Genomic DNA, 12,397 nt, shown 5'->3' with positions numbered 1-12,397 from the left:
CGTCCCTGGGTCTGACGTCCCTGGGTCTGACGTCCCTGGGTCTGACGTCCCTGGGTCTGACGTCCCTGGGTCTGACGTCCCTGGGTCTGACGTCCCAGGGTCTGACGTCCCAGGGTCTGACCACCCACGGTCGGACATCCCCAGAGCTGACATCCCCCGGGTGGACATCCCCTGGGTGGACATCCCCTGGGTGGACATCCCCTGGGTTGACGTCCCCGGCTCTGACATCCCCTGGGCTTACACGCCCTGGGGTTGGGGGTCTTGGGCTAGAGGGTGAGGCGGTAGAGGGTGAGGGGGCGGCCGCTGCTGCCACTGGTGAGGTTGCCGGTGCGTTCGGCCAGGCCGGCGAGCTCCAACCGGTGCAACATCCGGCGGGCGGTCCGCTGCTGTACGGCCAGCCGTTCCGCGATCTCCCGCGTGGTCAGCGGCTCACCCCCGGAGGCGTCCCGCGCCTCCAGCAGCCGTTCCAGGGTGGGCACCGACAGCCCGACCCGCCGGGCCAGCACGGACAGGTTCTGTTCACCGGCCGGCGTGCTGGTCACCGACTCCAGCACGATGTCGGTGTCGGCCCGCAGCGACAGCACCGCGGCCACGTCCCCGATCCGCCGCGCACGGGCGAGGGCCCGGCGCGCCAGGCTCTCGGCTTCGGCGGCGCTGCGTCCAAGGCCGAAGCCGACCCGCACCACCCGGCCGCCGGCGGCCAGCCGCCCGAGCATGGGCAGCCCGGTGAACCCGCCGGTCGCGTCGTACAGCGGGCCGCGGGTGGTCACCAGCAGATGGGTGCCGCCGCGGAACCCGGCCAGCGTGCCGCCGAGCGCGGTGGCCTCGCGCAGCAGCCCGTCCTCTCCGTCGACCTCGATGAGCCCGAGCGCGATCTGCGCGTCCTCCTGCGCCTGGCCTTCCGCGGTCAGCAGGAGCTGGCGCAGCGCCACCCGCACCGAGTGCACCGACGGCGCCAGCCGCAGCACGTGCATCTCCTCGCGCAGCGCCTCGTGCACCGAGCTGAGGCAGGTGATCACCGGGTGTCCTGGCCCGCGCCGGTGGAAGGCGATGGCCTTCTTGGAGGTCATCTCCGGCCGGTAGCCGAGCGTGCGCAGCTGGTCGGTGGGCAGTCCCGCCTCGGTGAACGTGGCGGTGACGTCGGCCGGCGCGAGCGTGTCGATGGACAGCCGGGTGACGTCGTAGCCTTCGTGCTGCAGCCGTACCAGGCCGCTGAGCAGCGTGGCGCCGGAGTAGTCCACGAACGAGGCGGGCCGCGAGAGCATGTCGGCGTCGCGGGCCAGCATGTAGGGGACGATGCCGGTGAACAGCCAGCCCTCCACGGCGTTGGCGTGGGCCTCGACGATGGCGGGGGCCTGCGACTCGTGGTCGTAGTCGAGGCGCAGCGCGCTCACCCCGGGCTGCTCCTCGCAGGTGGCCGCGACGTCGTCGACCAGATCATGCGGGCCGACGACCCCGATGACGATACCCACCCTCGCCTCCTTCTTCACTATTACGGTCAAGACCGAAAGGTTAACTTGTGACTCTCAAGTTTCCAAGCATGGCCGAATCCGCCGGCCGTACCCTCGGTGACGAGGAGATCGCGGCGCTGGAGCGGGTGATCCGCTCCGGCATGCTCAGCTCCGTCTGGGGGACGGAGGTGCGCGCGCTCGAAGCCGAGATCGCGCGGATGTACGGCTCCCGCCACGCCATCGCGTGCGGCTCCGGCACGGCGGCCCTCCATCTCTCGGTAGTGGCGGCCGCACCGGACCCCGGGGACGAGATCATCACGACACCGATCACGGACTTCGGCACGGTGGCCCCCATCTTGGCGCAGAACGCCGTCCCTGTCTTCGCCGACGTGGACCCCTGCACCGGCATTCTCGATCCCGGTTCCGTCGCCAAGCTCATCGGCCCCCGCACCCGGGCGATCATGGTGGTCCACCTGTTCGGCGCCCCGGCCCCGATGGCCGAGTTCCGCGCGCTGGCCGACGATCACGGCCTGGCCCTGATCGAGGACTGCGCCCAGGCGTGGCTGACCGACCTGCCCGGCGGCCGCTACGCGGGCACCGTCGGCGACGTCGGCACCCTGAGCCTCCAGCAGTGGAAGCACATCACCTGCGGCGACGGCGGCCTGACCCTCACCGACGACGACGAGCTGGCCAGGCGCATGCGCCTGTTCGCCGACAAGGGCTGGGACCGCGCGCGCGGCCGTTCCCACGAGAGCCTCGGCCTCAACTACCGGATGACCGAACTGCAGGGCGCGGTGGCCCGTGCCCAGCTGGCCAAGCTGCCCGGCGTGCTGGCCGACCGCCGCCGCACCGCCGTACAGCTGATCGAGGAGCTTCAGGGCCTGGAGCGGGTACGGCTGCCGCGCCCGGACGGCCACGCGTGGTGGTTGTTCCCGCTCGTCTTCCCGGGCGGCGAGGCCCGCGAGGTGGCGGAGAAGCTGCGCGAGGACGGGATTCCGGCACGGGCCGGATACCTGACCCAGACCCTCAACCACGCGCCGGTCCTGAATGCTCCCATTTACGGGAGTTCGTACTACCCGCTGGAGGGCTACCAGGCGGCCGCCTGCCCCGAGGCGGAGCGGCTGGTCGGAGATACGCTCCTGGTCATCGACTGGAACGAGAACTATACCGGCGAGCACGTGGCGGCGATCTCCGCGAGTGTGCGGGCGCACTGCCGATGACCGATATCCAGGAGGCCCGCCTAGTTACGGTCATGTATCAGGCATTGACCCCCTGTTCTCCCGATCGCTAGGTTTCGGTCTAGACCGGTATTACGAAGAAAGGAAGGCCCATGAGGAAGGTAGCGGTAGCCGGCCTCGCGGCCGCCTTGGGAGTGACGCTCGCCGGATGCGGTGGATCCGATGGCGGATCCGACAGCGGCAAGAGCACGGTGACGATGTGGATGTACCCCGTCATCGACGACCAGGCCAAGAGCAAGGCGTTCTGGGACAAGGTCGAGAAGGACTTCGAGGCCAAGAACGCCGGCATCGACGTCAAGATCGAGCAGCAGCCCTGGGACGGCCGCCAGCAGAAGGTGACGGCGGCGCTGGCCTCCAAGAAGGGATTCGACCTGGTTCTGCTGGGCCCCGACCAGATCCCGCAGTACGTCAAGCAGGACACCGTCGCCCCCCTCGACGACGCGATCGCCGCCGACAAGGCGTCGTTCCGCCCCAACGCGCTGACCGCGCTGAGCGTCGACGGCAAGCTCTACGGCGTCCCGATCTACCAGACGATCACGGCGCCCATCTGGAACAAGAAGCTGCTCACCGACGCGGGTGTCACCGAAGTGCCCAAGACCTGGGACGAGGTGCTGGCCGCCGCGCCGAAGCTGGCCGCCAAGAAGACGCCGATCCTGCTCTACCCCGGCGCCCCCGAGACCTCGCTCAACCTCAGCTTCTACCCGATCCTGTGGGCCAACGGCGGCAGCGTCTTCTCCGCCGACGGCAAGAAGGCGGCCTTCAACGGCCCCGAGGGCGTCAAGTCGCTGCAGTTCCTGCTCGACCTGCAGAAGGCCGGCGGCCTGCCGGCGAACGCGGCGACGCTGGCCAACGTGATCGAGGGCAGCCCGCTGGCCCAGGGCAAGGTCGCCATGTACCACGCCGCGGCCCCGATCGGCGCCACGCAGCTCGGCGCCGGCGTCGGCGAGGAGAACGTGGTCGTCGGCGGCCCGATCGAAGGCGCCAAGAAGGTGGCCTTCGGCATCCCCGGCGGCGTCGTGCTGGCCAAGGCGTCCAAGGTCGCCGACGCGGCCAAGAAGTTCGCCGCCTACCTGGGCTCGGCCGAGGTCGCGACCCAGCTCGCCACCGAGTCCGGCTACTTCACCGCCCGCACCGACGCCTCGCCGACGAGCGCGTCGCCGCTGGCCAAGGAGTTCGAGAAGTCGCTGGAGTTCGCCTTCCCCGGTGACACGCACCCGGCCGCCCGCCAGGTGATGACCGCGCTCGCGCCGGAGCTCCAGTCGGCGCTGCAGGGCAAGAAGACCGCCCAGCAGGCGCTCGACGACGCCGCCAAGCTGGTCGACGACCAGCTCGCGGCCACGGGCTGATGTACTCGGGGAGGCCGCCCGGCGGCCTCCCCACCCCTTTGTGAAAGGCGTGAACCTGTGCGACACCGGCTGCGCGACCCCATCACCGGGTTGCTGTTCGTCCTGCCGATGCTCGTGCTCTTCGTGATCTTCCGGTTCGTTCCCTCGCTGGGCGCGGCGGGCTTGAGCGTGACGGACTACCAGCTCGGCGGGAGCTGGAGCTTCGTCGGCGTGACCAACTACGCCCGGCTCTTCGACGATCCGATCTTCATGGGAGCGCTGCGCGTCACGATCGTCTACGTGGCGATCTACGTTCCGCTGACCCTGCTCGTCTCGCTCGGCACGGCGCTGCTGCTGAACTCCGTCATCTTCATGAAGGGGATCTTCCGGAGCGCGCTGTTCCTGCCCTACGTGACCAGCTTCGTCTTCGCGGGCGTGATCTGGCGGTGGATGTACGAGTTCGACGGCTTCATCAACGGCCTGCTCGCCAAGATCGACCTGGGTCCCGTCGGCTTCCTCGACGACACCGCGCTGGTCCTGCCCGCGCTGGCCACGGTCTCGGTGTGGAAGGGCTTCGGCTACTCGATGCTCATCCTGCTGGCCGGGCTGAAGTCGATCCCGTCCTCGTACCTGGAGGCCGCCCGCGTCGACGGCGCCAACGCCTGGCAGCGCTTCCGCAGCATCGTGCTGCCGCTGCTGCGCCCCGCCCTGTTCTTCGTGATCGTCATCGAGACGATCGGGGCGTTCCAGGCCTTCGACGTCATCTACGTGATGACCGGCGGCGGGCCGTCGCGGGCCAGCTACAACCTCATCTACGCGCTCTACGACCAGGGCTTCGGGAACTTCAACGTGGCGTACGCGGCCACGATCGGCATCGTGCTGTTCGTCCTGGTCTTCATCGTCTCGATGATCCAGCGCCGTCTGCTCGATCGGAGCAACACATGACGATTACCGAGACCAAGCCGGTGAAGGCGGCGCCCGCGCGGGCGGCCAAGTCCCGGCGCAGGAGCGGCCGGCAATGGCCGTTCGCCCTCCTGCTCGGGCTCGTCGCCGTGCTCACCGTCAGCCCGTTCCTGCTGATGCTGGTGCTGGCGCTCAGCCCCAAGAACGAGCCGACCCTGCCGCACCAGTGGCCGGAGTCGCTCACGCTGGACAACCTGGTCACGAACCTGACCTCATCCGGCTTCCTCGGCTGGACGCTCAACTCCTTCATCTACGCCGCCGTCTCCGTGGTCATCATCCTGCTGACCGCCTCCATGGCCGGCTACGCCTTCGCCAAGAAGCGCTTCCCCGGCCGCGACGCGCTGATGTGGGCGTTCCTGGCGACGATGATGGTGCCGTTCCAGGCCACCCTGATCCCGTTGTTCATCCTGATCTCCGACCTGAACGGCGCGGACACCTTCTGGGGCCTGATCGTGCCCACGCTGGCCAACTCCCAGGCCGTGTTCCTCATGCGGCAGTTCATCCGCGACCTGCCCGACGAGCTGTTCGAGGCCGCCAAGGTGGACGGCGCCCCGGAATGGCGTATCTACCTGCAGATCGTGGTGCCTCTCACCAAGCCGATCCTGGCCACGCTGGGCGTCTTCGTCTTCCTGTGGCACTGGAACGACTTCCTGTGGCCGCTCGTGGCGACCAGCAGCGAGGAGATGCGCACGCTCACCGTCGGCCTGTCCTCGCTGCGCGGCGAGCAGTTCCCGCAGTCGATGGAGATGGCCGCCGCGGCGATCTCGGTGGTGCCCTGCCTGGCCGTCTTCTTCCTGCTTCAGCGCTATCTCGTCAACAGCATCGCGATGACCGGGTTGAAGTAACCCTTAGGCTGGTGCGACATGAGCACGGCAATCGACCCACGCGCGGCCGACCTGCGCGAGCGCCTGCGCGGGACGCTGGTCGCCGCCGCGGCCACCCCCATGACCACCGCGGGCGAGGTCGACCTCGACCTGGTCTCCGCCTACCTCGCCGGGCTGGTCGCCGACGGGGCCGGCGGGCTGGCGGTACTGGCCCACACGGGGCGCGGGCCGTACCTGAACGAAGGGGTGCGCGCCGCCGTCGTCGAGCGCGCGGTCGCGCTCAGCGTGCCCGTCGTGGTCGGTGTAGGGGGTGTCGGGAGTACGGACGTCGTCGCGCAGGCCAGAGCGGCGGCGGAGGCGGGGGCCGCGGCGCTCATGCCGTTCCCGTCGCCCGGCGACCGCGTGGCCGAGCACCGGGCCGTGTGGGAGGCGACCGGGGTGCCCCTGATCGCCTTCGACCTCTACAGCCTGCCCTGCCCGCCGGACGTGCTGCGCGCGCTGGTGGCGCTGCCGGGCGTGGCCGGGCTGAAGGCGGCGCTGCTGTCGGACGCCATGGCCTGCCAGCGCACGATCGCCATCACCCGCGCGGCGGGCCGGCTGGCCATCACCGGCGAGGACCGCATGTTCGGCCCGTCGCTGCTGTGGGGGGCCGAAGCCGCCCTGGTCGGTCTCGCGGCGGCGCACGTGGGCGTCACCGCCGACGTGCTGCGCGCCTACCAGGACTCTGACCTGCGGGCCTTCGAGGACGCGTCGGCCCGTCTCGACCGCCTGGCCGAGGCCACGTTCACCGAGCCGATGGAGGGCTACGTCCAGCGCATGCTGTGGCTGGCCGCCGAGGAGGGCCGCATCCCGGCCACCCACGCCCACGACCTGTACGGCCCCGACCTGGGGTCGGAGCCGCTCAGCGTCAAGAACATCCTCACCGGTACGGCGAGATCGCCACGCTGACCAGGTCGCGGCCCTTGATGGCGAACAGGGACCGGTGGTCGGGGGCGATGTTGAGCTTTGAGCCGCCGCCGAACCAGTCGCTCGCCAGCCCGGTGACGATCTTCTTGACCGTCCAGGCGCGCAGGTCGACGCGGTAGACGGCGTTCACGTCGCTGGTGTAGGCGGTGAAACCGGCGATGAGCAGGTCGCCGCCGCGCTCGCTGACCTTGAGCGTGCGGGTGATCTTCCGCTTCAGCAGGTGGTACTCGAACAGCACGCCCGTGTTGGTGATGCCGTAGACGGCCAGCGGGGTGTGGGCGAGGTCGGTGACGGCGGCGATGCCGGGCAGCGGTTCGAGCTGCCATTTGACCGTGCGGGTGCGCAGGTCGAAGGCGGCCAGCTTCGCGGTGGGGGTGACCGGCGGTGAGCCGAGTCCCTCCTGGGTGCTGGTGCCGCAGTAGAGCGTGCCGAGGTAGGCGGTGACCGAGAAGACGGTCTGGCGGTCCACGACCGGGCGGTAGGTGTCGAGCTTGCCGGTCCTGGGGTCGTAGACGTCGAGGGCGCCGTTCTGGTGGCCGGGCTCCGGCTGGGTCGGCATCGCGATCAGGCCGGTCAGGCGGTCGTATGCCAGGTCCTTGGGGCGGTCCTGGTTGTGGCCGGTGCGGAACAGCAGCCTGGCCTCGGGCTGCCCGGCCTTGTGGGCGTACAGGGCGCCCTGGGTGTAGACGCCCAGGTACGTGGTGCCGCGTACCGTGATCATGGTCTTCGGTTCGCCGGGGATGGGCAGCCTGGTGACCTTGCCGGTGGCCAGGTCGTGCAGGTCGGCGCCGCTCTTGCCGCCGACGTAGACGGTCCTGCCGTCGGAGTGCACGGACATCGGCGCCTCGGCCGCGGCGCGGAAGCCGCGCTGCACGTGGCTGAGGTAGTCCATGGCGCCCGTGGCGGGGTCGTAGACGAAGACGCCGCTGTCCTGCAGGCCGTAGACCTTGCCCTTGTGCTCCAGGATGCGGACCGTCTGCGCCTCGGGGAACGGCACGCCGAGCACCTCGCTCTTGCCGCTCGCGAGCTCGTGGCGGTAGACGGTGCCGGAGGGGCGGCCGGCGAAGTAGACCCAGCCGTCGAAGATGAGCACGGCGACGGTGTACTTCTCGCCGGGCGCCGACGCCTTGACGATCTTGTAGTTGGCCGGGTTCGCCTTCTCGATCACGACCAGCTCGGCGGTGGAGTTGAGGCCGCCGGCCACATGCGTGTCGTTGCTCGCCATGCTGGAGACCCAGTCGCGGTCGGCCAGCTCGGCGGGCAGCAGTTCGCGCTTGTCGCCGGTGCGGCGGTCGATGGCGATGAGGTGGGCGTTGGCGCCGACGCCGGCGTAGACGTACTGGTGGTCGGCCTGGATGCTGCGCACGTACGCCTCGCCGGGCGCGGGCTGGCCCAGGTCGCGGCTGGTCTGGGTGGCCGGGTCGTACTCGACCACGCGGCCCGGCTCCGACATGCCCATGTAGATCTTGCCGTCGGGGGCGGCGGCCATGGTCCAGATGAAGTGGTCGGGATACTCGGCGAGCTTGGTGGTGATCCCGGTCAGGGTGTCGATCTTGTACAGGTCGGAGCGGGAGTGGGTGCCGACGTAGACGTCGGTGCCGGACTTGCACATCGCCCAGACGCCGACGCCGGTGGGGATGTCGTGGTGGGCGGTGATCTTGTCCTGGTTGAGGTCCCAGGCGCCGACCACGTTGGGCGACAGGCCGCGCGAGCCCATGTAGAGCACGTCGCCCACGAACTCGCCGTTGCCCAGCGGGCTGGCCACGCTGGCCGGGCCCAGGTTGGTGAGCGTGCCCTCCGCAGGGGCCGCCGCGGCCATGGCCGGTGCCGCGGGTAAGGCGAGGGCGGCGGTCGAGGCGGCGGCGGCCTGGAGGAAACGTCGGCGGGGGATCATGCGCTTGCTCCTTGAGGTAACGGTCTGGGCCGTAATTTGCTCCGGCGAGGGTGCGGCCGGGTGGCAGGGGGATGTCGGACGGGCGGGCCGGGCCCGCGCGCGATGTCAGACGGGCAGGTCGAACAGGGCCGCGGCGTTGCGCCAGGCGACCTTCTCGGCGGTCTCCGGGTCGAGCCGCGCGGCGGCGACCGCGCCGAACGCGGAGGCCGGGTCGATGAGCGTGGAGTCGGTGCCGAACAGCAGCCGGTCGGGGTTCACCGCCGCGGCCACCTCGGCGATGCGGCGGGCGGGCGCGTGGGAGTAGCAGGGCTCCAGGTAGAGGCGGTCGCAGCCGCGCGCGGCCTCGATGGCGTGGCGGTGGCCGTCGGCGCCCATGTGCCCGGCGATGACCTTGAGCCCGGGGGTGTCCTGGCAGGTCGCGGCCAGGTCGAGGACGGTCGGGCCCCACGTGTGGACCAGCGCGGGCACGCCGTGCGCGGCGACCAGTGCGAGCGCCTCGCGGGTCTGCGGGGAGTCCGCGGGGGAGCGGGTGTAGTCGGTGTGGATCTTGACGCCCTTGAACCGGCCGGTGGGCAGGTACTCGCGAAGGTCCTTTTCCGCCTGCTCCAGGCGGCGGGGGTTGATCGTGACGTAGCCGTAGTGGCGGTCGGTCGTGGCCAGCCAGCCGTCCAGCGCGCGGTTGCCGGTGGCCGGGTCGTAGATGACCGCCTCGGTGGCCGACACGATCGAGCGGCCGATGCCGTAGCGGTCCATGGCGGCGTGGTTGAGCGCGGCCACGTCCATGGTGAAGAACCACGGGCCCCAGTGCGCGTGCACATCGATGATCATCCGAGCAGCCTCCTCGCGTTGCCGCCGGCCACCGCGGCGATCTCCTCGGGCCTCAGCCCGCTGGTCGCCAGCCGCAGCAGCGGGACGACGGGCTCGTAGTGCGGGGTGCGCGAGCCGTACAGAAGCCGCTCAGCCGGTACGGTCTCCAGCGCGTCGGGGGAGTTGAGCAGCCGGGTCGAGGTGTGAAAACCCGGCTCGTCGGCGGCCACGACCAGGAAGTCGCCCAGGTGGTAGAAGTGCGTGTCCAGGAAGACCACGGTCGCGCCCAGCCCGGCGAACGGCTGCCAGAACCTGCGCACGTCCCCGCCCGTGAGCACGGTCAGCCCGAGTTCCGCCGCCTTGCGCGCCACGTGCCGCACCGACGGGAACCCGGCCTCCACCCCCTGCTCGTCGGGGAACAACCGGATCGCCCGCACGCCCAGCGGCACGAGGCGCTCGATCTCGCGCACCGCGCCGAGGGGGTCGCGCAGGTCGACGGCGCCGACCGGGACCACGTCCGGCAGCGCCAGCACCTCGTCGTTGCCCGTGCGCATGTCGAACAACGCCGCCCGCAGCGACGCCACCGCCCCGGCCCGGATGCCATGTTCGGCGAGCGTGCCCAGGACCGACGCCGGGTCGCCGGGCGGGCCGTCGCGGTCGGCGTACGCTCCGACCAGCACGTCCACGTCGAGGGTCACCGTGAGTTCGCCGATCAGCTCGCGCGCGTCGAACGCCGTCACAACCGCCTCCATTGACTATTCGCGCTCAGAACATTACGGTCTGGGCCAAAATTGAGCAAGAAATTTGAGCAATCGGTGCATCCGCTCACCCCCACTCGCAGAAAGCCTCCCATGCGCGCATTTTCCGCGATCGCGGCCGCCGTGCTGGCCCTCGCTCTCGCCGCCCCCCTGCCATCCCACGCCGCGCCGCCCGGCCCGAAGCCCGGGAGGTGCGACGGGACGCGGGTCGAGACGTTCGGGCCCGCCTCGGTGACCGGGGCGATCGTCGGCGCGGCCGTACAGGACGATCACGCCTATGTCGTGACGCGCGGCCAGAAACCTCCGGTGCTCGCCGAGATCAACCTGAGCACCCGCAAGGTGGTCAGGAGCGTCACGCTCCCGGACGGCCCCGCGACCGGCGAGCCGGAAGGCGGATGGGCCACCGCGATCTCCGGCGGAAAGGTGTACGTCGGGACGTATCCCGTGCCCGATCTGTATAGCTTCGACCTGGCCACCGGTGAGGTGAAGCACCTGCACTCCTTCGGCAGGAGCGGCGGCTTCGTGTGGAGCCTGGCCGCCGCGCCCGACGGCAAGCTGTACGCCGGGACCTACCCCGACGGTCGCGTCTGGGAGTACGACCCGGCCACGGCCGGCGTCAGGAACTTCGGGGTGCTGGCCGCCGGGGAGCGATACGTCAGGGCGCTGGCAGCCGACGCCACCCACGTCTACGCGGGACTGCTCGACAAGGGCAAGCTCATGGCGATCAACCGCCAGGACGGCACCGTCCGGCAGCTCGCCCAGGGCACGGGCGGCATCGGCGTCGTGGCCGAGCACGGCGACCGGGTGCTCGCGGTCAGCGGCTCCACGCTGATCGACGTCCGCAAGGACGGCTCCGATCTGCGCACCGCCGCCTCGGCCCCGCTCGACGCGCTCGTCTCCGCCCCGGACGGCACCGTCTACGGCACCTCCCGGCCCGACGGCGCCGTGCACCGCTACCGCACCGGCGACGCCGCCACCACCCGGGTGGCCGACCCGCCGTCGCAGGAGGACGAGACCCGCCGCCTGGTCCTGACCGGCGCCGGCACGCTGACCGGCTTCTCGGGCAGCGGCGGGATGTGGTGGCTGGACCTGCGTACCGGGAAGTCGGAGTTCACCGACCTGATCGACGCGGGGCTGCCCGCGGGGGCCGAGCGCGTCCAAAGCATGTTGCTCGTGCCCAACCGGGCCGTGTACATCGGCGGCCACTTCTCCATGGAGGTGCGCGACCTGCGTACCGGGAAGCAACGCCGCTTCCGGGTCCCCGGCGAGCCCAAGGACTTGGTGCGGCGCGGGAACAAGATCTACGCGGCCATCTACCCCAGCGGCCAGATCCTCGAGATCGACATCCGCACCGACAAGCTGCGCAGCCTCGGCTACCTGGGGCACGACCAGGCGCGGCCGTGGGACATCGAGTACGACCCGGTCCGCGACAAGCTCCTGGTCGCCTCGGCCCCGCTCGGCGCCAGGCTGAACGGCGCGCTGTCGATCGTGGATCCGGACACGGGCGCCAAGGATGTCTACGTCGGGGTCATGCCGGACCAGAGCCTCATGAGCCTGTCCCTGGACGCCGTGCGCGGCATCGTTTACCTGGGCGGCGACGTGCTGGGCGGCGGCGGCACCCCACCGACCCGGACGGCCGCCTCCATCGCCGCCTTCGACCTGAAAAGGCGCCAGATCCTCTGGCAGGTCGAGCCTGTCGCTGATTTCCGCACTTTTCAGGACATCAAGGTGCATCGTGGCCTGATCTACGGGGTCTACAAGCGCAACTCCGGCGCCTGGATCGCCCTCGACCTCGCCACCCGCACCGTCAAACACCAGGGCGCCCTTTCCGGGTACGGCGAGCTGACCGTGCACCGGGGCCGGGTGTTCACCTCGGCCTTCTTCGGCGGGGGCAACGCCTACCTGCTGGACACCGAGGCCAAGCCGGTGGCGGCGGGGCTGGGCGACGACTGGTACACCAACCCGCAACTCCACTTCGAACCCGGCTCCTGGAAGGCCTGGGCCCTCGTCGGCCGCACCCTGGCCCGCCTCGACCTCACCCCCACCTGCCCACCCCTAACCCCACCCACCCCCTAACCCCAATGCCGGGTAGTTAAGGCGCTTGGGCGGTTGTCGATTCGGGTTCGGTAAGGACGTCGATGGCGATGGCCGCTCGGTGGTTGGTGCGGTCG

10 protein-coding genes are annotated in these 12,397 nt (G+C 70.5%); 6 read left to right on the top strand and 4 right to left on the bottom strand.

What is annotated here, in order from left to right:
• Positions 1–266: 266 nt before the first annotated feature.
• Positions 267–1,472: a hypothetical protein gene (locus HNR40_RS41500; protein WP_312896715.1), complete on the bottom strand. Its 1,206-nt coding sequence runs from the start codon at positions 1,470–1,472 to the stop codon at positions 267–269.
• Between the two features lie 68 nt (positions 1,473–1,540).
• On the opposite strand from HNR40_RS41500, the gene HNR40_RS41495 reads away from it, so the two are divergent.
• The 5 genes from HNR40_RS41495 (at position 1,541) to HNR40_RS41475 (ending at position 6,749) form a co-directional block, all read left to right on the top strand.
• Positions 1,541–2,671, top strand: a complete 1,131-nt coding sequence (locus tag HNR40_RS41495; protein ID WP_184971535.1) for a DegT/DnrJ/EryC1/StrS family aminotransferase — start codon at positions 1,541–1,543, stop codon at positions 2,669–2,671.
• 110 nt (positions 2,672–2,781) lie between these two features.
• Positions 2,782–4,035, top strand: a complete 1,254-nt coding sequence (locus tag HNR40_RS41490) for an ABC transporter substrate-binding protein (RefSeq protein ID WP_184971533.1) — start codon at positions 2,782–2,784, stop codon at positions 4,033–4,035.
• Positions 4,036–4,092: 57 nt separating this feature from the next.
• Entirely contained in the window at positions 4,093–4,959 is an 867-nt protein-coding gene (locus tag HNR40_RS41485) for a carbohydrate ABC transporter permease (protein WP_312896714.1), read from the top strand.
• Complete coding sequence (locus HNR40_RS41480) at positions 4,956–5,822, top strand: carbohydrate ABC transporter permease (protein ID WP_184971531.1); 867 nt, start codon at positions 4,956–4,958, stop codon at positions 5,820–5,822. Before HNR40_RS41485 ends, HNR40_RS41480 begins: the two co-directional genes overlap by 4 nt.
• An 18-nt stretch (positions 5,823–5,840) precedes the next feature.
• On the top strand, positions 5,841–6,749 hold the full coding sequence (locus tag HNR40_RS41475; RefSeq protein WP_184971529.1) for a dihydrodipicolinate synthase family protein: 909 nt from the start codon (positions 5,841–5,843) through the stop codon (positions 6,747–6,749).
• Here HNR40_RS41475 and HNR40_RS41470 read toward each other — a convergent pair.
• From HNR40_RS41470 to HNR40_RS41460, 3 genes are all read right to left on the bottom strand, one after another.
• Positions 6,721–8,661 (bottom strand): ligand-binding sensor domain-containing protein, encoded by a 1,941-nt coding sequence (locus HNR40_RS41470; RefSeq protein WP_184971527.1) that lies wholly within the window; start codon positions 8,659–8,661, stop codon positions 6,721–6,723. The genes HNR40_RS41475 and HNR40_RS41470 overlap by 29 nt on opposite strands.
• A 105-nt stretch (positions 8,662–8,766) precedes the next feature.
• On the bottom strand, positions 8,767–9,489 hold the full coding sequence (locus HNR40_RS41465) for an amidohydrolase family protein (RefSeq protein WP_184971525.1): 723 nt from the start codon (positions 9,487–9,489) through the stop codon (positions 8,767–8,769).
• Positions 9,486–10,208 carry an amidohydrolase family protein gene (locus HNR40_RS41460; RefSeq protein WP_221341477.1) on the bottom strand — a complete coding sequence of 241 codons (723 nt, stop codon included), beginning with the start codon at positions 10,206–10,208 and terminating at the stop codon, positions 9,486–9,488. Before HNR40_RS41460 ends, HNR40_RS41465 begins: the two co-directional genes overlap by 4 nt.
• A 111-nt stretch (positions 10,209–10,319) precedes the next feature.
• Between HNR40_RS41460 and HNR40_RS41455 the strand changes: the two genes are divergently transcribed.
• Complete coding sequence (locus HNR40_RS41455) at positions 10,320–12,302, top strand: PQQ-binding-like beta-propeller repeat protein (RefSeq protein ID WP_184971521.1); 1,983 nt, start codon at positions 10,320–10,322, stop codon at positions 12,300–12,302.
• Positions 12,303–12,397 lie beyond the last annotated feature (95 nt).

The organism is Nonomuraea endophytica, from assembly GCF_014203235.1.
GTDB lineage: Bacteria > Actinomycetota > Actinomycetes > Streptosporangiales > Streptosporangiaceae > Nonomuraea > Nonomuraea endophytica.
This window is presented reverse-complemented; position numbering and strand designations above follow the sequence as displayed.